Origin of the sequence: Veronia pacifica, from assembly GCF_001707825.1 — a bacterium.
GTDB classification, from domain to species: domain Bacteria; phylum Pseudomonadota; class Gammaproteobacteria; order Enterobacterales; family Vibrionaceae; genus Veronia; species Veronia pacifica.
Genome location: NZ_LYBM01000005.1, coordinates 112,719 through 135,246 on the forward strand (window position 1 = coordinate 112,719; position 22,528 = coordinate 135,246).

Consider the following 22,528-nt stretch of genomic DNA (forward strand, 5'->3'; position numbering starts at 1 on the left):
TTATGATGAGTATTCCAACCAGGGCCTTTTGGCTTCATCGGTAGATACTGGAAGTGATTCCGAATAAATCCGGACTTGGTCACGGCCAGATGATTTTGCCTCTAACAATGAAGTATCTGCTTTTTCAAGCAGACAGGAGAAATCATCATGACTCATTGCAGTGTGTAATCCAATGGAGACAGTCACTTTTAGTCTATCGACACCCTCACCAATATCGACCTCCATGTCCCGCACTGCATCAACAATGCGCTGGGCAATTTGCTCTGTTGTTTCTGCACTGCAATCTGGTAAGAAGAGAATGAATTCTTCTCCGCCAAAGCGGCCGAAAATGTCTTTTTTTCGGATTCGGTTTTGTACAGTGTTGGCAAAAGCCTCCAGTACCCTGTCTCCCGCGAAGTGGCCATGTACATCATTTACACGCTTGAACCTGTCCAAATCTATCAGCATTGCAGAGAAGGGCTTATTCGCACGTTTGTTTTTACGGTATTTCTGTTCGGCCTGAGTCATCAGCATTCGTCTGTTATAAACACCTGTAAGAGGGTCTAAAGTGGCATGACGATAAAGTTTCATGATCATATGAAGTTGCGACAGTTGAGACCATGCAACCATGAGTGCTGTGATTGCTTCGATAAGATAGAGTACTTTTTTAACGTTATCTAACTCATGCCCGCCGAGATATGCGACGTTATATTGAGTCAGCAAGGTTATCCCAAGCAAAGCCAATGACTCGGAGGCAGTGAGAGGGAAAATTGCCAGCACAACAATATGTATCAGTGGCAACATGGCATAACTGAACGAGTAGTGTGTGTGGTCGAACGGAAAATCCAGTACAAAACTGGTACTGAGATAGAATAGGTTTGCAGCAATGACCATCAACGCCAAAGCATATTTAATTTTTGTCAGACTATTGGTTTTGTTCACCTGCTTAGCAATAGCAAGAAGGCTCACCGCAAAACATCCACGAAGGACTGACAATTGAAAGATGGCCTCCTCAGAGACACCCATATTTGAGGAAAGCTGATAAAAATCAATGGCTATCCATAACAAGTTAGCCGCTGCCCACAGTACACATAACGCTTGAAATCGCCCTTTTAGATAGGCTTGACGAGTCGTATTAAACGACTGAGCATGGTTTTTGTGCGACCACAATTCATACAGAGACAACTTCCAGTGTACTAATCTCGGCTTGGAGCCTCGGGCTATTGTCATTTAGATTGCCTGCAGTAAGGTGAGTTAACTTATTATTTTTATTGGCTTATGCTACTGCATGAATTATGAGCAATATACATTTATTACACTGTTTACCTCATACTCATTCATTACTGTGAACTTATGCATGCCTTTTAATTTACTCACATATTTTGCGTGAAGTCTCCGACACCGTATAATTGTGCAATATTTTTTATTTTGAGCGAGTGGCATGTTTTTTAGTCTTGGTCTGGCCATTGCAGCCGGTGTGATTGGTGCCCAATGGGTGTTAACTTTGGTGCTTTTGCGTGGTGATATCTGTCCCGGTCAGCGTGGCCGAATCCACGGTGTGTTTTGGTACCTTGTAGGTGGTTGGCTACTCGTGATACCCGCTTTACCTTGGGCTGTTTTGCCCTTCTTGGTGTTAGGGATCTTTGCTTTTCGGGCAAAAACAGGTAAAACGCGTCAGGTCGGTCCTATTCCGCTGCTTCATTTAGCCAATGGCCTTGGTCTTCTCACTCTCTTCATGTTTTTAATTCAAGGCCAATGGCTACAAAATATATTGATTCTTCTTCAGTTGCCGATACTTGGCGCCGCTTTCTCTCATTGTCTTTTGGTAAAAGCGCGCTCGCGACTGCAAGCATTTCACCGTATCTTGCCTGTCGTTGGGATTTGTGTGGCGATGCTCATGGCGGTAGCTGGAGCGCTAGTTGGATATGTGTCGGGTGCTGGAGAAGCCGAGATGTTACCCATCCTGGCTAGTCTTGCACTGCTACTCACAGGGGTCACTTTTTGGATTGTCCACCTTTTCCGTCAGGATGCACCGAAGCTGGTTATGCTTGTGCCGGCACTCAGTGCTGTGACGGGTTCTTCTTTCCTGCTTAATTCTCTTATCTAGTCCCCTGCGTCATTTCTGATAAGGCACAGTAGAGAGTGCCTTATCAACTAGACATTTCATCACAGCTATCTGACACTCAATATGACGGACAAAGTTAAAGTCCGGTTCCGATAACACGTCGATTTATACTCAATAGTGAGTGACAGTGGAAAGGAGTGACGAGATGGAAATTCACAATGCCATCAATCTAGATAGCGCAATCCTGTATGGGATTATTAATGAGAAGCTGCGGCTTGAGTGTGACAGTTTGGAAGATCTCATGTCGACGATGGATTTAGATCAGAGCCAGCTTCAGGTCCGGCTCGATGAAATGGGCTGCTATTACGACCCTGTTGTCAATCAGCTCAGGCAAAAATAGAAATGCAGGGTCGAAGCGTCACTTGGTTACACTTTCCTTATCCCTTCGAGATAGCGCTGACATTGCTGGCGGGCAGTGGCGAAAAAGGCTTGTAAGTAAGGACGGTTTTTGTCACTTGCCCGAACCGCAGCATAAAGACGTCGCCAAAGTCCGTTCTCTAACGGCTTGTCTACGACCAGCCCTTGACGTGAAAATTCACTGACTGCCCAGTTTGGCAGTGCTGCAATACCAAGCCCTGCCGACACCATTTGAATCAGCATCAGCGTATTATCCGCTTTTTTGTATTTTTCCGGTTCGACATTTGCTGGTGAAAGAAAGTGGTTGAAAACATCCAGCCGCTGTTTTTGCACAGGGTAAGTCAACAAAGTTTGATCAGCGAAATCTCCCGGTGAGATATGAGCTTTTTCGGCCAAAGGGTGACCGGGTCCGGTAACAAGGCGAACCTCAAAATCGAATAATGCCTCATAATGCACGTCGCTTCTCGGCGAGATGTCTGATGTTATGACCAAATCAAGGTCACCGCTCGCTAGAGAGGGTAAAGGCTCAAAGCCCATGCCTGATGAGAAATCGAGGGCAACATGGGGCCAGGTTACCTGATAATCTTTGAGTGCTGGCATCAGCCATTGAAAACATGAATGGCACTCTATAGCCATGTGCAATCGGCCCTGAGTGTCTTCCTTGAGGTTTGCTAATTCAGCTTCTGTTTTCGCAAAGCGGGGCAAAACGTCATCTGCCAGTCTTAAAAGGATGTCACCCTCCGCGGTAAATTTAACAGGCCGCGTTTTTCGCAAGAAGAGTTTGCAGCCAAGCCGCTTTTCAATGTCCTTGAGTTGGTGAGAAAGTGCAGATTGTGTCAGGCAAAGCTGCGTCGCAGTGGCTGTTAATGATCCCGTATCCCTCAACACAGAAAGTGTTTTCAAATGCTTTAACTCTATCATTATGAATATTCTTCACATTTTCCATGAGTAACTTGACGATAATTTCTGTACTGTAAAACATCAATATGGCCATGTAAACATCTGGATGGCTAAATTAAACATTTTATAGAAAGAAGCTCAAGTTGAATAACCTGATGTGAGGTGTGTGGGGGCTGATATTTGTCCGCAAAGATCAGAGAAGTGTGTAGGTATTATCTGGTGCTATATCTGGTGATTATTTAGGTATATATTGAACCGTGAAATAATCATTTATTGTATTTCATCGCTACTGTGAGTTTGGTGGCAAGATCCGTATTTATGTTCAACACTTAGTAAACATTTATTTAGGGATCAGGACTGAATGGCTAAACGTGTAATGCTGACAACAATAGTAACAGTCTTGGTCGGGCTCTTTTTCTCGTTCCTTGCTGCTATGTCATTACACCATTCTGAAAGTCTCTCCATAAAAAATGAAGTGGCAAAAGATGTCGAAAATGCAGCTCTGTCACTAGAACGAGAGCTGAGTGCTAATATCGAATTACTGCAAATTATGAGGCGACAGTTTGAGCGTTCGCAAACCGTGTCTCAGCCCCTTTTTGAACAAATCGCAAAAGACACCTTATCCCGCCATCCAGAATATCTATTCATCGACTGGGTTTACCCCAAACCGAACCGCGCAGCTAATGAAGATAGTGAATCCGTCAAAAGAGAGCTGAGCGTTCGTTATGCTCTACCGAAACTGAAGGCGGAAGCCTTCAGAGGAGAATCTGTCGACCAACAGGACAACTTATTTGGCATCCTCAAGCTGAGCGCACTCAAAGCTGTTCCTATGGCGTTATCGTCTATGCCAATCCAGCAGGAGTTCCGCGACACCAGAGGCTTATTTGTCACTATGCCGGTTTATCGTGGAGTGGCAGAAACAGACAATGAACGTTGGCAGTTACTTGAGGGAATCATATCAGCAAACATGCTGATTGATGACGTGTTTAAGATTGCTATCAGTAATACTGTCGGTCAGGCAATTAACCTTGAGCTTCTTGAGCTGGGGCCTGATAAGTCATGGACTGTCATTCATCAAAATCTGGCGGCGCTTTACGAGCAGGGTGTACAAGATATGAGCTTTAGCTCATCACCCATAAAGTTTGCGGGGCTCGAGTGGAAAATAAAAGGCACCCCGACGAAAGGCTACATTAGCGACAGAAGAAGCTTGTATCCACAAATCATCTTTATCGTTGGCATGGTCATTTTTATCATGCTTTCATACATTCTTTATATTCTTCAGTTCCGGGCAATGAGTATTCAAAGGCATGTCGATCAGAAAACACGTGCATTGCGTGAAGCGAACCTGAAGTTAGAGCAGATATCCCGTTCAGACAGTCTTACAGGTCACTACAACCGCAGATACTTTGATGAATGTCTTACTAGTGAGGTAGGGCGCTCTCAACGCGACAGTATCCCAATCAGTATGATGGTGATTGAGATTGACCATTTATCTGATTATAACGAGACGTGTGGTCGCATTGCAGGAGACAAAGCTATCCGCCTAATCTCTCATGAAATGAAAGAAGTTCTGTGCCGTCCCAGTGACCTGTTTGCCCGATACGGCGGTCAGCAGTTCGCTGTCTTGTTGCCGAATACTAATGACGGTGAGCCTGTTGCAGGGCGGATTGCAAAAACGGTAAAAGCGCTTGGCTTTTATTTTGATAATGAGAAAGGAAATCTCGGCCTGAGTATCAGCATTGGCGGAGTGACCGTAATAGATCCAAAAGAGCTGTCAGCTTCCAAATTGTCGGCCTACGCCGAAATTGCACTCAACAAAGCGATTGCTGGTGGGCGAGATCGTGTCCACTGGATTAACGAACCTGAGAGAAACTAGCCTTTTCGGCGAATGAATACCAAAAAGGCTAACGTTCTACGTTCCTATTCTGTTGATATCTACCATGGGTATTGTTCTACCCTTCAATACACCCAATCTTGAAGGCGGAATTCCAATGACGCCTTACCGTTTAAGTAGATATGATTTTTTGTCAGCGTCACGCGACTCCACTCAGACAAGGTGTCAGTCACTATATTCTCAATTTCCATTTCTTGCTCAGGACAAGCCATCATGGTTGACGCCATACTTTGGACACGGAACATGCCATCTTGGAGTTCAGCCTGTCCAAAATAGCGGTTGCAGCCTCCATTTCCGTTGGCGGTAAAAGCCTCTCCGATTTCCAACGTAGGTGCACTAAAACCTTCAGAGCTGTTTACAGGCTCACCGTTTATTTTGGTCAGAACCCAATGATGATGTTGTAGGTTGGTTTTTGAGACATCCATCATGTCTTCTTTTGTTGCAGTAGACGCCGTTTTCTCCGAATGATTCATAGGTTTTGTATTTGTGCAGGCAGTGAGGAGAAGTGCAAGAGCTGAGGCAAATACAGTTTTTTTCATTTCTTACTCCAGAGTGTTTCGAAGACGATCACGCAGTGCGGTATTGAGACCATTTATGCTGCGGATGAAGGTACAAATGTGGTAGTTGAGGTTCCACCCGTTAGTCGCAAAAATATTACCACTAACGTCAGTCCTGACGCGTCTTAAATTTCACTCTGAAACAAACATTACACTTTTTAGCTAGCTGAAATTGAGGTCTTGTCTGGTCAAAAATAAATGCTTGCGGAAATGCCAACACCAGTCTGGGGTCCACATTTCGTCCACCAGCACGACGATTGCCTGATGGTGTAAAAGGGTAAGTAGGCGAAATAAGCTGTCGTAGCGTTTTGAATCACATATGACAACATTTTGAGTTGGCTGTATTTGTGATTTCGCCAAATTTAAAGAAGGTGATAAGAAGTCGGTTTGAAGCTTGTGCGTGTGACAGCTGTAAGTCACAAACTCGTGTTTGGTTTTATCCCCAATTAGTAACTTAATAGGTTGTCTTTTATTCCCGACATCACTAATAAGCTTTCCCCATTCGGCGGCATCCTGCTTATCAAAGCTCTCAAGTACTTTTTCCATGTAAAATGTATCCAAGTAAAGAACAGAACGGTATAAAAATAAAAATAGCTGTATTTTTTTTAGTACACAGAGATTATCTTTATTATCTTTTAAAATATATGACCGGAATCAAAAATAAACTAAACGCAATGCTGTTTATTAATAACAAAAATAAAGTAAGTGATAACCTATGGCTAGTTTATATATCAGGATGTGTCTATTTTTCTAGTCATTTAGTATTTATAGTTAAAATATTTTATTTTTTATATAAAGTTTTATCCGAACAGTATCCCAAATAATAATGCTGAGTTTAGGCTTAATCTAAAATCAAAATAATTAACGTATATTATACGCTTTATTGGAGTGTGAGAACGTTTCAGGAAATGTATTAATATCTCTCAGCCATTGATCTGTCTTGGCAAAACTCATTGGCCTACCATACCAGTAGCCCTGCAATTTATCGCAACCAATTGAAATGAGATACTGACCAAGTGCTTCAGTCTCAACGCCCTCTGCAACGACTTTACAGCCGAGACTATGCGCAAGATAGACCGTTGATCGGACAATAGCCTCGTGATTGCTACTGGTTAATAAATCAGTGACGAAACTACGATCAATTTTCAGCTCGCTGATAGGCATATTACTGAGAATGGATAATGAAGAGAAACCTGCGCCAAAATCGTCAACACTGAGTAAAACACCTAATTTATTTATTTCCTCAAGTGTCCGGCGGCACCTTTCTGGATCCTGCATTAAGCTGGTTTCAGTGATCTCAAGAATTACAGAGTCGGGAGAAACATTATATCTATGCAGTAACTCCTGCAAATAACCGCCTAGTTCTTTCTCCTCTAAATCTTTTATCGAAAGATTAACCTGAACCTGAGGGTAAAACCCGTCCTCTCTCCAGCTTTCTAATTGCCTGAATACAGTATCAAGCACCCAGCGAGTAATTTTTCTTATGGCATAAGTTTGTTCTGCAATTGGAATGAACTCATCGTTATTTACGTATCTCCCTTTACCTAGTGGCCAACGAAGTAATGCTTCCATCGATACTTTTTTCGGTTCTTTGATATTAAATACGGGCTGAAAAAAAAGCTCGAAATCCATATTCTGAATGGCTTGGTTTAACATCGATGACAGCTCGTCTCGTGAAAATAAAGCAGCAGTTGAGACGGATTCATAGATAGTGAAGGGTTCTTGGCCTCGCTTTGCTGAGTACATGGCTGACTCCGCACGTTTAATCATTTCATCAGCATCAACGCCATGAGAAGGATAAATGGCAACGCCACAGCAGTTGGTGAGATTGACGTCGTAGTTCTTTATTGGAAAGGGTGCTTCCAGGGCACAATGGAGCTCTTCAAGGTAACTATGTATATTCAATTTCTCCGAATCTTTTAGGATGAAAGCAAAGCGATGGGTGCTTGATCGGAAGAGTAGATTTTCCGGTGACAGGTTTTCTTTTAACTTCTCACTGAAAAGCAGTAGTAACTCATCACACTCCTGATGACTGAATACTTCATTGATATTGTTAAAATTATTGATATTAAGAGAGATGAGTGTGAACTCTCCACCGCGGGTTTTAAACTCAAGAATACGATCCTTCAGTTCTCTAACGAGATAACGGCGGTTTGGCAGGCTGGTAAGTTCATCGTAAGAAATTTGTTGCCACTGTTGCAGCTCTGCTTTAGCGATTCGTTCAATGCTCTGTGAGATCACACCGAATGTCATAACGGTAAAAATCCCACCGCCAAAGAAGATCATTGAGACGATCAACTCTATAAATGCAATTTCATTTTTGTTGATGAGGTAGATAGAAAAAATGGCATAGCCCAGGGTGAAGCCCAGCATAACGGGGAGGAAGCTGAATGTACTCAACCGTCTGTCTTTGTTGTAAAGCCTGATTGCTGATCTGAGCGCCTGTATAATCAGACACATGCCTGTTAAGACCAGTGTAATAGCAACGATTTTTAGCATACTTTCACCGCCAGAAATAAAGCAATGACAGCGAGTGGAAACTGCCATTGCATTTAGCGAGTCAATACTAAAAAGCGTAGTTTACCTTTGGCTCACAAAAGAGATTTAGTCTCAATATTTGTGCAACTGATATCTATTTACAGATATCACAGCCAGAGTGTTTAGGGAGTGAGAGGGTCTGCCACTGGCAGGTCATTGCATCAAACATCATCAGCTTACCTTTTAGGCTGTTATCCATCGAGGTGAGACACTTGATAGCCTCTAATGCCTGCATACTGCCTATTATTCCAACGACAGGCGCTAGAATACCTGCTTCAACACAGCTCAGCGATTGTTCACCAAATAGCTGGCTTAAACACTGGTAGCATGGTTCGTTGTCCTGATAAGTAAAAACAGCAAGCTGTCCCTCAAGTCGAATTGCAGCACCACTGACAAGAGGCGTTTTGCTGGCAAAACACAAACGGTTCAGCTGGTTTCGCGTGGGTAAATTGTCTGAACAATCCAGCACAACATCATGAGACTCAATGAGTGATGCCAGCGCCTTGTCATCCAAACGCTGGCTGATTGTGTCGATCACCACGTGAGGATTGAGCCTTGTAAGTTGTTGTTTTGCCGATAAAACCTTTGGCTGGCCAATCGTTTTATCATTGTGCAGCACTTGTCGTTGCAGGTTTGATAATTCAACGTTGTCATCATCAATCAGCGTAAGATGACCGATACCAGCAGCGACAAGATATTGTGAGGAAGCACAACCCAGACCGCCAGCACCCAGCATCAACACCTTCGCCTGCTTTAACGCTTCCTGACCGTCATAATCAAACTGACGAAGAATAATCTGGCGGTTATAGCGCAGCTCTTCTTCTGGAGAGAGAATATCCATCAAAGGTCTCCTAGAGCAGCACCGAATTAAATGGCTCAATTGTCACACTTTCACCGGGTTCAATTCTGCCTCGTTCACTTTCAAGGACAGCAAAACAGTTTGCCAGTGACAGTGAACTGAAAGCACCTGAACCTTGATTGCCGGTCGTTGATACGGTGAGTTCTCCACTTTCGATAGAATATATTGCGCGTTGATAATCTGTCCTGCCAGGACTTTTTCTGAATGTGCTGGTTGCTTTTGCAGTTAACTGCGCTGGAGCCTGCCATTGCGAATGACCACTGAGTTTAGCCAACATAGGTTGAACAAGAACATACAGGGTCACAAGTGCAGAGACCGGATTACCTGGCAGACCGCAAAACAGGGCGTTACCGACGGTGCCATACGCGAAAGGTTTACCGGGTTTGATGGCTATTTTCCAGAAGTTGACTTCGCCTTCCTGAGCAAGGATATCCTTGGTGTAATCTGCCTCACCTACACTGACGCCGCCTGAGGTGACAATGACATCAGCGCTATCTGCTGCGCTCAGGAAAGCGTGTTGTAGCTGCTCCTTATCATCTGGGATCACGCCCAGATCAAGTGTCTCACATCCCATTTTGTCCAGCATAGCAGCGATGGTGTAGCGGTTGCTGTCATAAATTTCGCCCGGGCCAAGAGGTTCACCCATCTGTTTGAGTTCATCTCCCGTGGAGAAGAAAGCCACGACAGGGCGCTTTACCACATTTACACGAGCGATGCCGAGCGTGGCCAGCATCGGGATTTCTCTCGGTGTGAGACGGGTACCTGCAGGTATAACAACGGCACCCTTACTAACATCGTCACCAACAGGGCGAATGTTCTGCTGCGTATCGGGTGTCGTCAGGATCTGAACAGATTCACCAGACACCTCTGCCTGTTCCTGCATGATCACAGCATCCGCTCCGCGTGGAACTTCAGCACCAGTCATGATTCGAACACATGTACCCTCAGTGCATTTACCCGTGAATGGGGCACCTGCAAAGGACTTGCCGATGACTTTTAATGAGGTGTTGCCCTCAAAATCCTTAGTCCTCACGGCATACCCATCCATGGCTGAATTAGCGAATGGTGGAATATTCAGTGGGGAGTGGATATCGTTGGCGACAACACGATCAATGGCGTCAGAGATATTGACAGTTTCAGTAGCTGTAAGCGGTGTGGCAGCATCCAAGATGGTCGAAATAGCGGTAGAGACTGGCATGAGTCCCGGGGTGTCAAAGCATCCCATTATTTTTCTCTCTGTTAACACATAAGTGCGATGTTCAGATCGCGGTAGAACAAAGCTCTTATTATGGCAAAATTTGTAGTCACTTATGAATGACCATACGCAATTCAAGGTGTTATTTTTCAGATAATAACGCTATGCTTCAAAATTATGAAATTACGTAGATCCATGTCTTAAACATATCAGTAATTATTACAACATATCTATAGTGACAACGGCATGTAACTATCCTAGGAGCCTCATATGACTTCACTGAGCGATTCGGCACAAAAAGTCCGCGAAGCGCTTATTGCCCAAGGCATTGAAACACCAATGCGAAATGACAATAACATGTCATCTTTGGAGAAGAAGGAAAAGATTAGTTTCCACATGAGAGAAATTCTCAATGTGCTTGATTTGGACCTTGAAGACGACAGTCTGACAGACACACCATCGCGCATTGCGAAAATGTACGTTGATGAAGTTTTTTGTGGGCTTGACTACCACAAGTTTCCAAAAATTACTGTTATTGACAACAAAATGGGCTGCGATGAGATGGTCAAAGTAAAAGACATCTCTGTAACCAGTACCTGTGAGCATCACCTAGTCACCATTGATGGCAGATGTGCAGTGGCCTACGTGCCAGATGACAAGATTATTGGTCTATCTAAGATCAACCGCATTGTACGATTCTTTGCCCAGCGACCTCAGGTTCAAGAGAGGTTAACGAAGCAAATACTGGTCGCCCTCCAAGCGTTGCTCGAGACTGACAACGTTGCGGTGCACATGACTGCCGTGCATTATTGCGTGAAATCACGTGGTGTGATGGACTCTACCAGTGACACGACAACAACAGCACTGGGGGGAATTTTCAAGAGTAATCCTTCCACTCGTGCTGAGTTCTTGCATGGTGTCTAACAGTCAGAGACTTAAATAAAAAAAGCGCCGAACGGCGCTTTTTTATAATAGCTTTGTTAGCCTTATAAAACGCTCGCGATAGCCTTGCAAAGCGGAGCGATGTTACTTCTCGTCATTCCTGCCACGTTAAAACGACCAGAGCCAACGATGTAGACTCCAAATTCGTCCTTCAGTCGGTTAACTTGCTCTTTAGTAAGGCCAGAAAAAGAGAACATACCATTTTGACGTTCGATAAAGCTGAAGTCGGTATCTACGCCATTGTCTTTCAGCGTCGATACGAACAGTTCACGCATATCTTTGATGCGAGAGCGCATATCTGCCACTTCTTGTTCCCACTCTGCGCGCAGGGTTGGATCATTGAGGATTTCTGTCACCACAGCTGAACCGTGTGCTGGTGGGTTGGAGTAAATAACCCGAGCGATTGATTTTATCTGGCTAAATGCAGCATTGGCTTGCTCAGCATTGTTCGCTACCAGCGTGAAAGCACCAACACGTTCATTGTATAGGCCAAAGTTCTTAGAAAATGAGCTCGCTACCAGAAGTTCAGGACATTGGCTGGCAAATGCACGCAGACCCGCGGCATCTTCTTCCACACCACTTGCAAAGCCTTGATAGGCAAAGTCGAACATTGGAAGTAGTGATTTTTCGAGACATAAATCAGCCAACTGCTGCCATTGTGCGGCATCCGGATCGACACCAGTTGGGTTGTGGCAACATCCATGTAGCAGAACCACATCACCCGCTTCAGCCTGGTGAAGATCAGTCAGCATTGCATCAAAGTCGATGCTCTTTGTTTCAGCGTTATAGTAGCCATATTGCTTCGTTTCGAGACCAACGGCAGCAAAAATACCAAGGTGATTTGCCCAGGTTGGATTGCTGATCCAAACGTTAACGTCGCCGAGCTGGCGTTTGATGAATTCTGCACCCAGGCGAAGTGCTCCTGTACCACCGGGAGCCTGTGCAGTTTGGGCACGCTTTTGAGCGATTAGTTCAGCATTTTGTCCAAAGAGGAGCTTTTGAACAGCCAGACCATATTCGACAGTGCCGGAAATACTCAAATAAGATTTGGTTGTTTCTTTCTCTAAAAGCAACGTCTCAGCTTTTTTTACTGTTGCCAAAACGGGTGTATTACCCGATTCATCTTTATACACACCAACACCAAGGTTAATTTTGCTATCACGTGTGTCGGCTTTAAATTGGTCAGTGAGACCCAGAATTGGGTCGGCGGGAGCAGGGATAATTTTTTCAAACATCTTGGTCTTCCATGGGCGTATTTTTAAGTATCAACCTTTTCGTTATACCACTTTGTTCACAGATAAAAAAATAAATTCACAAAAATTAATTTATTGTGACTAAGCAGCTGTATGTAAACATGGAAACTTTTCTGTTTAAGCCATAAAAAAAGCCACCTTTAGGGTGGCTTTTTCAATCACATACTGTTCTACAGCTAAATCAGCATTTAGAAATTAGCACTGCGCGGCGTACGTGGGAATGGGATCACGTCCCGCACGTTTGCCATACCAGTAACGTAAGAGACCAAGCGTTCAAAGCCCAGACCAAATCCAGCATGCGGAACACTGCCGTAGCGACGCAAATCGCGGTACCAGTTCATATGTTCAGGGTCAATATTCATCGCACGCATACGCTCATCAAGAACATCCAGACGCTCTTCACGCTGGGAGCCACCAATGATTTCACCGATCCCCGGTGCCAGTACGTCCATTGCTGCAACTGTTTTGCCGTCATCATTCATGCGCATGTAGAACGCTTTGATGTCTTTTGGATAGTTCTTAACGATAACGGGAGCTTTGAAGTGCTCTTCAGCAAGGAAGCGTTCATGCTCGGATGACATATCGATACCCCATTCGACAGGGAATTCAAATGTCTTACCTGAATCCAGAAGGATTTGAATCGCGTCAGTGTAATCAACCTGAGCGAAATCTGAGTCAACGAATTGCTCTAAACGGGTGATGGCATCTTTGTTGATGCGCTGAGCAAAGAACTCAAGGTCATCTCGACGTTCTTCAAGCACTGCTTTAAAGACATACTTGAGCATATCTTCAGACAATTTCGCAACGTCATCAAGGTCAGCAAAAGCAACTTCCGGCTCAACCATCCAGAACTCAGCAAGGTGGCGACTGGTGTTAGAGTTTTCGGCACGGAACGTTGGGCCGAAGGTATATACCTTACTCAGTGCGCAAGCGTATGCCTCGCCGTTCAACTGGCCTGATACAGTCAGGAACGTTTCTTTGCCGAAGAAATCCTGATCAAAGTCCACATCGCCTTTGTCAGTCATTGGCAGGTTAGCCAGATCCAACGTAGAAACACGGAACATTTCACCCGCACCTTCGGCGTCAGACGAAGTGATCAGCGGAGATGACATCCAGAAAAAACCATTCTCATGGTAGAAGCGGTGGATTGCCTGAGACAAGCAGTTACGAACGCGAGCAACGGCACCAATAACATTGGTACGTGGGCGAAGGTGAGCCACCTCGCGGAGGTATTCAATAGAGTGGCGGGTTTTTGCCATTGGGTAAGTATCAGGATCGTCAACCCAGCCAACTACTTTTACGTGAGTTGCCTGAAGCTCGTAAGCCTGACCTTTACCCGGGCTTTCAACAACCTTACCCGTTACTTCAACAGAGCAACCTGTGGTGAGACGCAGTACTTCTTCCTGATAATTATTAAGCTCATTCGGCACAACAGCCTGAATAGGATCGAAACAAGAGCCGTCATAAATGGCGAGGAAAGAGATACCGGCTTTTGAATCACGTCGGGTACGGATCCAACCGCGTACAGTCACTTCGCTGTCAACTGCCGCTTTGCCGTGCAGTACGTCTGCTACTGGCACATAAGTCATAGTTTGCATCTAACTCCGTTGAAGTCTATCCGGTTATGCTTGCCGGACAAGGAAAATTTAGCTATTCGAAACAGCAAGTTTACCTTTATCCTCTTAAGCTGCAAGCACTGAAAGCCTTTGGCAGGTGAATTTCTGGTGTGGATATTGCCACACTACTCGCAGAGCCATTAACTTTGCTCAACTTGTCATCAAAACACGCTGGGGAGTGCCGCATGAGTGTGAAAGCTTATCTCTAGTGAGGGGCGGCATAACACCTTATATGAATATCGTTGCGCTTGGTAATGCTGCTTCTCTCGCGAAGTTAGTTACTTTTGGGACACGATCAACGATCGCTGTCGCATTTTTCGTTGAGCTTTTGTTCATAATTCAGTAGCATCGCCGCCGCACCTAGATTGAGATTACAGGAACGCACCATGCACACCGAACTATTTAAAGAATTCATGTTTGAAGCCGCCCACCACCTGCCTAATGTACCGGAAGGACACAAGTGTGGTCGTCTTCACGGACACTCGTTCATGGTGCGGATTTATGTTGCCGGCGAAGTTGATCCCCATACGGGTTGGCTGATTGACTTTGCAGAAATAAAGGCAGCATTCAAACCTATTTATGACCGTCTTGACCATTACTATCTGAACGATATTGAAGGGTTAGAGAACCCAACCAGTGAAGTATTGGCACAATGGATTTGGAATGAGTTAAAACCAGCCTTGCCTTGTCTGAGCAAAGTGATGATCAAAGAGACGTGTACAGCAGGCTGCGTCTACACCGGAGAGTGAGGCAGCATCGGGTGATTGTCTGCTAAAACAAGCATAAAAAAAACCGGCATCTGCCGTTTTTTTATGCGATATCCAAGTACTTATGAGTCTGGATAGATAGACGCCAGTTTCGTTTTATGCAGGTATCAATGCACAATGCTGTTGCTCTTGGTTTCTGACTGATGGGTTGCAACGCGACTGTTTTATCTTTTAACACAACCCCCTCAAGGAGTTCATCAAGCTTTTCAATATCAGATTGGGTTCCCACTGGGTGCTTGATCTCATTGGCTCTCTCAAGACACTCAGTTAGCACAGGTAACTTTCCTCGCATACCTATCTTGGGCGATACCGTCACCCAGGTCGAATCTGTCGCTTGGATAGGGTAAGTACCGCTGGTTTCGATCTGGCATTGATAGCCAGCCGCTTCCAGTGCGGTCGTTAAAGGTTGCAGATCGTAAACACAGGGTTCTCCGCCAGTGATCACAACATGTTTGGCATGATAGCTGTCTTGCAAATGTTGAACGATTGATTGCGTCGTTATCGAGGTCCAGAGGGGAGAATCAGACGTCTTCGCCAAAATTTCGCCAAAGTCGCGATGGTCCTGCTCCAACACATCCCAGGTTTGCTTCGTATCGCACCAAGCGCAGCCGACCGGGCAACCTTGCAGACGAACAAAGATTGAGGGTAAGCCAGTAAATATGCCTTCACCTTGGATGGTTTCGAAGATCTCGTTAACTTTGTACATGCTACCTTTAACTGAACAATCAAATCGGGGCGCTGATTATGTCAGGTTATGACTTCAATGTCCTCTATTTGTGACATAAATCAATTAATCAGACCTAAGTTTGTCATCTTAAAGCGTTACTCATTTGGCAAGTAACAGAAAAGGAATTTTGACGCTGTGTTGGAGTTATCACTAAATCAACTGACGCTTTGTGAGCTCTATCGCATAGGACTTGCTGATGACTTTATTATTACTTTACAAAGTAAAAAAATTACCGTGAGTAATGTGTTATTACAAAGAGAAAGCGAAGGTAAGTCATTCTCGTTAACCAGAATATTGTTCGCTATTTTGGAGATATCACTTCACTGCGACTGATGGAGTGACAACGGGTCTAAATTTGACCTTTCAATGCTTGGTCGAAATTTAACCTATTAAATCGTAAACAGATATTCCGATTATTTGATGCTTATTATTATAAAACTGCCATGCCATACTCGTTTTTAGTCAACTAGCTCACTTCCTTTTTCTCTGCAAAGCTAATTATTTTCTGGAAAAGGAAGCGATTGTCGCGTTATCAGCTAAGAATAGGTGTCGTTCTGCTATTTTTTTTATAAGGTAAAAAAAATCGGCGCAAAGAAAATGTAAGGAAGATAGGATGCTTCTCGCTCAACCCGGCCATATAGATCATATCAAACGTAAAAATGCCGGACTTGTGTATCGTTTAATTGATCAACTTGGTCCAATATCACGCATTGAGCTATCCAAGCGTACCCAACTCGCGCCAGCGAGTATTACCAAAATCACCCGAGAGCTGGTGGAAGCGCATTTAATTCAGGAAACAGAGATTCAGGAATCGGGTAGCCGGGGAAGACCAGCGGTTGGTTTGATGCTGAATAATGAAGGGTGGCAGTTTCTATCAATCAGACTTGGTCCCGGTTATTTGGTATTGGCCCTGCATGAATTGAGTGGTGCGATTCTGCTTCAGGATAAGTTTGATGTACCCAAGGTGTCTCAGAGTGAGGTCGTGGCTTTACTGCTCAATCATGTACAACAGTTTTTTGCCCGCCACACCCAACGTATTGAAAGGGTAACCTCAATTGCTGTTACTGTTCCCGGCTTGGTTGACCACCGTCAGGGAGTGGTCGTTAGCATGCCATATTACGGGGTGGCGAATCTTCAGCTAGGCGCTCTTCTTCATAAGGAGACGGGCTTATCTGTTTTCGTTGGTAATGATATCCGCTCATGGGCATTGGCTGAAAAATTCTTTGGCAAGGCAAAAAACTCAGACAACGCCGTACTTGTGTCCGCTCATCACAATATTGGTGCCGGTATCTTGGTCGACGGTAATGTATTGGAAGGCAGTCTGGGTAATATTGGCGAACTTGGCCATATTCAAGTCAAACCTTTCGGCAAGCGATGTAAATGCGGTAACAGCGGTTGTCTCGACACAGTTGCAGGTTTAAGTGAGGTGCTCGCTGAAGCAGACAATCTTGTCAGACAGGGCCATGACACTTTGTTAGACCAGAATAATCTGACTATCGATAGCATCAGTGAAGCGGCCATAAATGGCGACGGGCTGGCGATAAAAGTGGTGTCTGAGTACGGCCATAACTTGGGCAAAGCAATGGCTATCTTGGTCAACCTGTTTAATCCAGACACGATCTATATTGATGGCGAGTTCAATCAGGCAAGACAGGTACTTTTCCCCGCTATTGATGAAAGCCTAAAGGCTCAGGCTTTACCCGCGTATAGCCAGCACCTGACAGTTGAATCGGCTCAGCTTCCTGCACGAACGACAATGGCAGGTGCCGCGTTGGTAAAACGCGCAATGTATGATGGTTTTTTGCTGATCAAAGTGTTGGAGGGGTAGCTGAAAGAAAGCCTAATGTTGACGATATTCGTCTTTCCATCGAATGGTTTTCTGGACGGCCTAGACTCATTGTTGACGCGATTCTTTACCTTTTTTGATAGGTCGACTAAATCTCAGCGTCTAACTCTTAGTGGCTAGATGTTAGTCATAATACTTGTTAGCCTACCAGATACTATTCTGTCCATAATTTGAGATAGCGATGCGTTACACCGACTTCTTTTCCAGAAAAATTGCGCAGGGACCATCATTTTTCAATCGGCAGGAACAACGGAGAGCATTGACGCTTGAACTCTCGGCTTCAGGCTCCGTGTGGTTATCAGGTGAGCGACGTGTCGGTAAAACCTCCGTTGCTGTCGAAGTATGTCGTGCGCTGAGCAGAGACGCTTCCAACTATGGATTTCGCCGGGTTGCATGGAGTAAGTGCGATATAAGCTCCTGTGCAACCATGGATGCAGCGAGAAGAAAAATTCTCCAGGCGGTTGCCGATATTGCAGCAGAAATCGCAGAGCTGGACCACAAAGCGTCGGAAGGCATAAAACATTTTTTCTCTCGGTTTGATCCTGAGTTTACGCTTGGCGGAAAAGATCTCGCCAAGCTCACCCTAAAGTTGCGTACTTCAGCCAGTATGGATAACCCCGTCCGCGATGCGCTCATTGCACTGGAGGGGCTTTCAATGGAGAAAGCCTCTCAATCCATCATTATTATCGACGAATTCCAGACACTGTCAGAGATAAAGGCTGATGAGGGTGAGAGGCTGGAGTGGGAAATACGCTCAGCCCTTCAGGACGCCAGTCGTGTTGCTATGGTATTTGCTGGTTCAAAGAAACGTATGATGAGTGATGCGTTCGTCAATAAAAACCGGGCGCTTTACGGTCAGTGCCGTCGGGTTAAAGTGGCTAATTTACCCCTCGATGACTGCCACAAGCAGCTACTGCATGTCAGTAAACAGTGTGAATTTTCTCACGAGGAGGGAGCACTGGCTCTCATTTGTGATATCTCAAAAGGTCATCCTCGTGACTTTTCTCATCTCTCACTGCAAGTCTTTGAACTGGCTGTTTTTAACACGGATAGGCCCAAATACATATCTAATCGCGTGGTGAGAGAAGCATGGGAATACTTTGTCAAAGACGTCGTTGTCGATGAAGTGCAGTCATTGTTAAAGGAGAAACTGAACAATAATAAACGCGCGGAAGTGGCAACCTTACAGGCCATTGCCCACACCCGGGTTGCGAAAATACGAAGCTCAGAATTTGCCATGCTGGTTGGCCTTACCAGCACGCCAATCGCCGGAGCCGTGCGAAATCTTGAAGAGCAGGGGCTGATCAGAAAAGAGAATGGACGCTGGATGCTCTGCGAACCGTCTTACGAGCAGGCGCTAAAAAACATCTCAGAGTTCCATTTTGACCCTGACTTGGTCATCAGAGTTATCAAAAATTCAGAATCCTAAAACGAAATGCAGGCAGCCAAACCATTATTGCTGCCTGCATCTGATCTCAGTTTTTATCAGCGAGCACAGATCGACTGGCCGCGGCGGTAAAAATCACATCTGTTGAACTGTTCAGCGCAGTCTCTGCTGAGTCCTGAATGACGCCAATGATAAAACCGACCGCAACAACCTGCATTGCGATATCGTTTGGGATGCCGAAGAGGTTACAGGCCAACGGTATAAGCAACAACGAGCCGCCTGCAACGCCTGATGCACCACAGGCAGAAGCAGCCGCGACAACACTGAGCAAAATAGCAGTAGCGATATCGATGTCTATGTCTAAAGTGCTCGCCGCAGCGAGGGTGAGCACTGTAATGGTGATTGCAGCACCACCCATGTTTATAGTCGCACCAAGTGGGATAGACACTGAGTAAATATCTTTATTCAGTTCCAGCTTTTCACACAGGGCCATATTGACAGGAATATTGGCCGCTGAGCTGCGGGTAAAGAACGCTGTTACTCCACTTTCTCGTAGACATTGAAAGACTAATGGGTAAGGGTTCTTGCGTGTCATGGCAAACACAATGAGCGGGTTAACGAGCAATGCCATTGTGAGCATACAACCGAGTAACACCGCTAATAAGTGCGAGTAGCCTAACAGTGCTTCTGTGCCAGTGTCTGCAAAGGTGTTGGCGACCAGACCAAATATGCCAATCGGTGCCAATTTAATGATGAAGCGGACGATATTCGAAATGCCATCTGAGATATCTGAAAATACCGTCTTTGTTGCGTCGGATGCGTGGTGAAGTGCGATACCCAAGGCGATAGCCCATGCCAGCACGCCAATGAAGTTTCCTGTCATCAGTGCGTGAATAGGGTTATCGACAATATTGAACAACAAGGTGCGAATAACGGCTGCAATACCCTCTGGCGGTATCACAGAGGTACTACTGGTGACAAGCTCAAGGTGAGTTGGAAAAAGGAAACTCATCGCCACTGCAGTGATCGACGCTGCAAGTGTGCCCATCAGATACAGAAAGATAATTGGTTTAAGATGGGTACTCTGTCCCTTCTTCTGGTTAGCTATCGAGGCTGCAACCAAAATAAAGACTAATATTGGCGCAACTGCTTTGAGCGCGTTAACAAACAGGCCACCAAGAATTCCGACCGCATGAGCGCTCTCGGGAGATAGGGTAGCGAGAACGAGGCCAGCAATGATGCCAATTAGAATTTGAACAACAAGATTGGTATTGGCAATTCGTACCAAAGATGAGTGTAATTGAGTCATTAAATTTTCTCACGTCACGATTGATTCGCCATTAGGCGGGTGTGGCGGATTAAGCGGTGGGAGATTAAAACAATACTTTATAGATGTGTAAAGAACGAAATTGCTGCCCAATGAGAATAGCTTGCAATTTTAATCCGTTATATTGATGATTATTAATAATAAATACCATCTTTTGCCCAGCTGCAGGTCTGACTTGGTGTTTTCGACCCTCAAAATCATTGAGTGCTATGTTAGATGCTTAAGCTCGGCGTGTGCAGCCGTTAAGGGCGAATAGACTGTCGTGGTTAGAAACAAAAAAAGCTCCTAAAAGGAGCCTTTAGTATAATCAATGGCAGGCTAGTAAATCACCCGACCAATTGTATTGAGGAGTTTGCTAACGCCTGATGTGAAGTGCAACGGTGCGTTCGATACCGTGTAACAAAGGCATCCGTCCTTGGAGACAGGTGTGTGATGGTCTTCACCCGACAACATAATGAAGTCTCCCGGTGCATACGTACCGTTTTCGTCTGTAAAACTGCCACTCAGTAACAATGTCAGCTCGTACCCTTTGTGAGTATGACTCGGGACACTGCCATTCAATCCTATATGGAGTAAACTCGCTCTTGTTTTGCCTTCGTCGAGGGGTAATCTCGCACGGCTGATAGCACCCATTGTGCTCCAATCGATTTCTTTGTATCGACGAAGCGCCGTCGGTAACTTGTACCTCTCACCAGCCACATCAATGTGTGTGTCAGGTGTCGCTCGGGTGACTGTTATCGGGTCAATGGAATCGCTGAGAATATTGCTGAGCATGTCACCAAATTCAGCATTGACGGCTTCAGTGACTTCCGCTTCTTCCGCCCCAATTAACGCTTTGCCTTCTGCGGCGGCACATTCGTCGAGCGCCTTTTTACACTGTGGACACATTTCGCAATGTGCGGAAACAGCAATCGCATCGATGGCGATAGTGAGCCGGAGGCGTGTGCTTGCAGCAACGCCTTGGACGGATGAAACTTAATCATTATCTACCTCCAGATGAGATCGTAATTTCTGCAGGCCGAGTCTAAGTCGAGACTTAATAGTGCCCAAGGGAACATCGAGCTGGTCCGCCAGCTCCTGATGAGTAAGCTGCTTGAGGTATACACCTCTGACAACCTGTTGTTGTAAATCGGGGAGTCTGTCGATGTAAGAGAGGAGTTGGCTGTGTAATTGGCCTTGCACGGCCTCTTCTTCCTGAACACCTTCATCGCCGTCTAACAGCGGCCATATGTCATTGCTCAGGGTGTCTTCTCTGTTACTTTTGACTTTCCGAAGCATGTCAAAACTGACGTTTCGCATCACCGTAAATATCCACGTAGACGCTGCGCCTTTATTGTGGTCAAAAAGATGCGCCTTACGCCAAACCAGGATCATCGTTTCTTGTACGAGCTCCATCGCATGACCTTCTGCTCGAAGGTGGCGAAGGCCGTATGACCTGATTTTCGGTGCGAAATAGTTAAACAGAGTTGTAAATGCTTCAGAACTCTTCTCTGATGCAACGTCCAAGAGCAGTGTTTTGAGCTCATCGGGTGTTAGCGCGTTTGCAGACACTTTACGGCTATTCCTTTGATTCGTTTTGGGCAAGTGACATGCCGAATCGATCGCTTCCATTTTCATTATATGGCCAACTTGTCAGAACAGATGATAATACAACGTTATATACGAGACATTGGATCAATATAGAGGAATATTTAATCTGATAATAGATGAATAATAAAAGACTTCGCCTCTTCAGCGTTGTCCTGAGAGATGAACCATTGCTTTTGGCTGTTTTCCAACGGCAAAACTTCAAGCCATCTCTGGCAAACCCACACCGAGTCAGAAAAGTCTGCAGGTTCATCATCGTATTGTGCGGCGTGTTGTGGGTGTTGATCAAAAATTGACTTCAAAGCGTTCGTTACTCTGTCTGGCAACGATTCGAAGTCAGCGGGCCAATCACCCAGCGCTTCAACGTCACCTACCCACAACTTGTCATCTTCCTGTGCAACGTTAAAAATTTTAGCTCTGCTTTTGCCGCGGATTGTTATACCTAAGAGACCGTCAGGCAATTGTTCAAAATCAATAATGTCGACCAAAGTACCAAAGCGACATATTGCGTCACCATCCTTCATCGACAGAACGAAACCGTTTCCCGAGTGCATAGCCTCTTTCACCAGGCGCACATAACGAGGCTCAAAGATCCTGAGCTTGGTAACACCACCGGGTAGTAGAAAAAGGGGTAATGGGAACAGGCCTAATCTCATTTCATTCTCCTCATAT

General features: G+C 45.2%; 21 protein-coding genes. 7 read left to right on the forward strand and 14 right to left on the reverse strand.

Annotation, left to right across the window (positions count from 1 at the left end; all coding sequences use genetic code 11):
* Positions 1 to 1,209, reverse strand: coding sequence for a GGDEF domain-containing protein (locus tag A8L45_RS04870; RefSeq protein ID WP_068899816.1), 1,209 nt, complete (start codon positions 1,207 to 1,209; stop codon positions 1 to 3).
* A gap of 211 nt (positions 1,210 to 1,420) precedes the next feature.
* On the opposite strand from A8L45_RS04870, the gene A8L45_RS04875 reads away from it, so the two are divergent.
* Both A8L45_RS04875 and A8L45_RS04880 read left to right on the forward strand, forming a co-directional pair.
* Complete coding sequence (locus tag A8L45_RS04875) at positions 1,421 to 2,086, forward strand: HI_1241 family integral membrane domain (protein ID WP_068899818.1); 666 nt, start codon at positions 1,421 to 1,423, stop codon at positions 2,084 to 2,086.
* A gap of 163 nt (positions 2,087 to 2,249) precedes the next feature.
* Positions 2,250 to 2,444 carry a DUF4250 domain-containing protein gene (locus A8L45_RS04880; protein WP_068899820.1) on the forward strand — a complete coding sequence of 65 codons (195 nt, stop codon included), beginning with the start codon at positions 2,250 to 2,252 and terminating at the stop codon, positions 2,442 to 2,444.
* A 26-nt stretch (positions 2,445 to 2,470) separates the two neighbouring features.
* Here A8L45_RS04880 and metR read toward each other — a convergent pair whose 3' ends face one another.
* Complete coding sequence (gene metR / locus A8L45_RS04885; protein ID WP_068899822.1) at positions 2,471 to 3,382, reverse strand: HTH-type transcriptional regulator MetR; 912 nt, start codon at positions 3,380 to 3,382, stop codon at positions 2,471 to 2,473.
* 340 nt (positions 3,383 to 3,722) lie between these two features.
* Between metR and A8L45_RS04890 the strand changes: the two genes are divergently transcribed.
* Positions 3,723 to 5,237 (forward strand): sensor domain-containing diguanylate cyclase, encoded by a 1,515-nt coding sequence (locus A8L45_RS04890; RefSeq protein WP_068899823.1) that lies wholly within the window; start codon positions 3,723 to 3,725, stop codon positions 5,235 to 5,237.
* An 83-nt stretch (positions 5,238 to 5,320) separates the two neighbouring features.
* Here the strand turns inward: A8L45_RS04890 and A8L45_RS04895 are convergent, their stop codons facing one another.
* The 5 genes from A8L45_RS04895 to moeA all read right to left on the reverse strand — a co-directional run bounded on the left by A8L45_RS04895 (position 5,321) and on the right by moeA (position 10,434).
* Complete coding sequence (locus A8L45_RS04895) at positions 5,321 to 5,794, reverse strand: META domain-containing protein (protein ID WP_083228207.1); 474 nt, start codon at positions 5,792 to 5,794, stop codon at positions 5,321 to 5,323.
* Between the two features lie 180 nt (positions 5,795 to 5,974).
* Positions 5,975 to 6,358, reverse strand: a complete 384-nt coding sequence (locus A8L45_RS04900; RefSeq protein ID WP_068899825.1) for a hypothetical protein — start codon at positions 6,356 to 6,358, stop codon at positions 5,975 to 5,977.
* Between the two features lie 315 nt (positions 6,359 to 6,673).
* Positions 6,674 to 8,359 (reverse strand): GGDEF domain-containing phosphodiesterase, encoded by a 1,686-nt coding sequence (locus A8L45_RS04905; RefSeq protein ID WP_245680644.1) that lies wholly within the window; start codon positions 8,357 to 8,359, stop codon positions 6,674 to 6,676.
* 85 nt (positions 8,360 to 8,444) lie between these two features.
* Positions 8,445 to 9,191, reverse strand: coding sequence for a molybdopterin-synthase adenylyltransferase MoeB (gene moeB, locus A8L45_RS04910; protein WP_068899827.1), 747 nt, complete (start codon positions 9,189 to 9,191; stop codon positions 8,445 to 8,447).
* 10 nt (positions 9,192 to 9,201) lie between these two features.
* Positions 9,202 to 10,434, reverse strand: a complete 1,233-nt coding sequence (gene moeA / locus A8L45_RS04915) for a molybdopterin molybdotransferase MoeA (protein ID WP_068899829.1) — start codon at positions 10,432 to 10,434, stop codon at positions 9,202 to 9,204.
* 240 nt (positions 10,435 to 10,674) lie between these two features.
* Here moeA and folE point away from each other — a divergent pair, with 240 nt between their 5' ends.
* Positions 10,675 to 11,328, forward strand: coding sequence for a GTP cyclohydrolase I FolE (gene folE, locus A8L45_RS04920; RefSeq protein WP_068899832.1), 654 nt, complete (start codon positions 10,675 to 10,677; stop codon positions 11,326 to 11,328).
* A gap of 62 nt (positions 11,329 to 11,390) precedes the next feature.
* On the opposite strand, the gene A8L45_RS04925 is transcribed toward folE, so the two are convergent.
* Positions 11,391 to 12,581 (reverse strand): amino acid aminotransferase, encoded by a 1,191-nt coding sequence (locus A8L45_RS04925; RefSeq protein WP_068899833.1) that lies wholly within the window; start codon positions 12,579 to 12,581, stop codon positions 11,391 to 11,393.
* Positions 12,582 to 12,787: 206 nt separating this feature from the next.
* Positions 12,788 to 14,188: an asparagine--tRNA ligase gene (gene asnS / locus A8L45_RS04930; protein WP_068899885.1), complete on the reverse strand. Its 1,401-nt coding sequence runs from the start codon at positions 14,186 to 14,188 to the stop codon at positions 12,788 to 12,790.
* A 413-nt stretch (positions 14,189 to 14,601) separates the two neighbouring features.
* Here asnS and queD point away from each other — a divergent pair, with 413 nt between their 5' ends.
* Positions 14,602 to 14,964, forward strand: coding sequence for a 6-carboxytetrahydropterin synthase QueD (gene queD / locus A8L45_RS04935; protein WP_068899834.1), 363 nt, complete (start codon positions 14,602 to 14,604; stop codon positions 14,962 to 14,964).
* A 61-nt stretch (positions 14,965 to 15,025) separates the two neighbouring features.
* Here the strand turns inward: queD and queE are convergent, their stop codons facing one another.
* Entirely contained in the window at positions 15,026 to 15,688 is a 663-nt protein-coding gene (gene queE / locus A8L45_RS04940) for a 7-carboxy-7-deazaguanine synthase QueE (protein WP_068899835.1), read from the reverse strand.
* A gap of 634 nt (positions 15,689 to 16,322) precedes the next feature.
* Here queE and mlc point away from each other — a divergent pair.
* Both mlc and A8L45_RS04950 read left to right on the forward strand, forming a co-directional pair.
* Entirely contained in the window at positions 16,323 to 17,537 is a 1,215-nt protein-coding gene (mlc, locus tag A8L45_RS04945) for a sugar metabolism global transcriptional regulator Mlc (protein WP_068899836.1), read from the forward strand.
* Between the two features lie 199 nt (positions 17,538 to 17,736).
* The gene (locus A8L45_RS04950) at positions 17,737 to 18,984 is read left to right on the forward strand and encodes an AAA family ATPase (RefSeq protein ID WP_068899839.1); all 1,248 of its coding nucleotides are present in this window, start codon (positions 17,737 to 17,739) and stop codon (positions 18,982 to 18,984) included.
* Between the two features lie 46 nt (positions 18,985 to 19,030).
* On the opposite strand, the gene sstT is transcribed toward A8L45_RS04950, so the two are convergent.
* The 4 genes from sstT to A8L45_RS04970 all read right to left on the reverse strand — a co-directional run bounded on the left by sstT (position 19,031) and on the right by A8L45_RS04970 (position 22,512).
* Complete coding sequence (sstT, locus tag A8L45_RS04955; protein WP_068899841.1) at positions 19,031 to 20,251, reverse strand: serine/threonine transporter SstT; 1,221 nt, start codon at positions 20,249 to 20,251, stop codon at positions 19,031 to 19,033.
* 336 nt (positions 20,252 to 20,587) lie between these two features.
* Positions 20,588 to 21,157 carry a ChrR family anti-sigma-E factor gene (locus tag A8L45_RS04960; RefSeq protein ID WP_245680645.1) on the reverse strand — a complete coding sequence of 190 codons (570 nt, stop codon included), beginning with the start codon at positions 21,155 to 21,157 and terminating at the stop codon, positions 20,588 to 20,590.
* Between the two features lie 87 nt (positions 21,158 to 21,244).
* Positions 21,245 to 21,880 (reverse strand): sigma-70 family RNA polymerase sigma factor, encoded by a 636-nt coding sequence (locus A8L45_RS04965; protein ID WP_068899843.1) that lies wholly within the window; start codon positions 21,878 to 21,880, stop codon positions 21,245 to 21,247.
* An 80-nt stretch (positions 21,881 to 21,960) separates the two neighbouring features.
* The gene (locus tag A8L45_RS04970) at positions 21,961 to 22,512 is read right to left on the reverse strand and encodes an LON peptidase substrate-binding domain-containing protein (RefSeq protein WP_068899845.1); all 552 of its coding nucleotides are present in this window, start codon (positions 22,510 to 22,512) and stop codon (positions 21,961 to 21,963) included.
* Positions 22,513 to 22,528: the final 16 nt, after the last annotated feature.

What these genes read in the sequence shown, in the direction of transcription:
- A8L45_RS04965 (WP_068899843.1), bottom strand. Translation starts at nt 21,880, where the DNA reads ATGGAAGCGATCGATTCGGCATGTCACTTGCCCAAAACGAATCAAAGG.
- queE (WP_068899835.1), bottom strand. Translation starts at nt 15,688, where the DNA reads ATGTACAAAGTTAACGAGATCTTCGAAACCATCCAAGGTGAAGGCATA.
- A8L45_RS04890 (WP_068899823.1), top strand. Translation starts at nt 3,723, where the DNA reads ATGGCTAAACGTGTAATGCTGACAACAATAGTAACAGTCTTGGTCGGG.
- folE (WP_068899832.1), top strand. Translation starts at nt 10,675, where the DNA reads ATGACTTCACTGAGCGATTCGGCACAAAAAGTCCGCGAAGCGCTTATT.
- A8L45_RS04905 (WP_245680644.1), bottom strand. Translation starts at nt 8,359, where the DNA reads ATGGCAGTTTCCACTCGCTGTCATTGCTTTATTTCTGGCGGTGAAAGT.
- moeA (WP_068899829.1), bottom strand. Translation starts at nt 10,434, where the DNA reads ATGGGATGCTTTGACACCCCGGGACTCATGCCAGTCTCTACCGCTATT.
- queD (WP_068899834.1), top strand. Translation starts at nt 14,602, where the DNA reads ATGCACACCGAACTATTTAAAGAATTCATGTTTGAAGCCGCCCACCAC.
- sstT (WP_068899841.1), bottom strand. Translation starts at nt 20,251, where the DNA reads ATGACTCAATTACACTCATCTTTGGTACGAATTGCCAATACCAATCTT.
- A8L45_RS04880 (WP_068899820.1), top strand. Translation starts at nt 2,250, where the DNA reads ATGGAAATTCACAATGCCATCAATCTAGATAGCGCAATCCTGTATGGG.
- asnS (WP_068899885.1), bottom strand. Translation starts at nt 14,188, where the DNA reads ATGACTTATGTGCCAGTAGCAGACGTACTGCACGGCAAAGCGGCAGTT.
- A8L45_RS04875 (WP_068899818.1), top strand. Translation starts at nt 1,421, where the DNA reads ATGTTTTTTAGTCTTGGTCTGGCCATTGCAGCCGGTGTGATTGGTGCC.
- moeB (WP_068899827.1), bottom strand. Translation starts at nt 9,191, where the DNA reads ATGGATATTCTCTCTCCAGAAGAAGAGCTGCGCTATAACCGCCAGATT.
- mlc (WP_068899836.1), top strand. Translation starts at nt 16,323, where the DNA reads ATGCTTCTCGCTCAACCCGGCCATATAGATCATATCAAACGTAAAAAT.
- A8L45_RS04960 (WP_245680645.1), bottom strand. Translation starts at nt 21,157, where the DNA reads ATGTGTCCACAGTGTAAAAAGGCGCTCGACGAATGTGCCGCCGCAGAA.
- A8L45_RS04925 (WP_068899833.1), bottom strand. Translation starts at nt 12,581, where the DNA reads ATGTTTGAAAAAATTATCCCTGCTCCCGCCGACCCAATTCTGGGTCTC.
- A8L45_RS04895 (WP_083228207.1), bottom strand. Translation starts at nt 5,794, where the DNA reads ATGAAAAAAACTGTATTTGCCTCAGCTCTTGCACTTCTCCTCACTGCC.
- A8L45_RS04970 (WP_068899845.1), bottom strand. Translation starts at nt 22,512, where the DNA reads ATGAGATTAGGCCTGTTCCCATTACCCCTTTTTCTACTACCCGGTGGT.
- A8L45_RS04900 (WP_068899825.1), bottom strand. Translation starts at nt 6,358, where the DNA reads ATGGAAAAAGTACTTGAGAGCTTTGATAAGCAGGATGCCGCCGAATGG.
- A8L45_RS04870 (WP_068899816.1), bottom strand. Translation starts at nt 1,209, where the DNA reads ATGACAATAGCCCGAGGCTCCAAGCCGAGATTAGTACACTGGAAGTTG.
- metR (WP_068899822.1), bottom strand. Translation starts at nt 3,382, where the DNA reads ATGATAGAGTTAAAGCATTTGAAAACACTTTCTGTGTTGAGGGATACG.
- A8L45_RS04950 (WP_068899839.1), top strand. Translation starts at nt 17,737, where the DNA reads ATGCGTTACACCGACTTCTTTTCCAGAAAAATTGCGCAGGGACCATCA.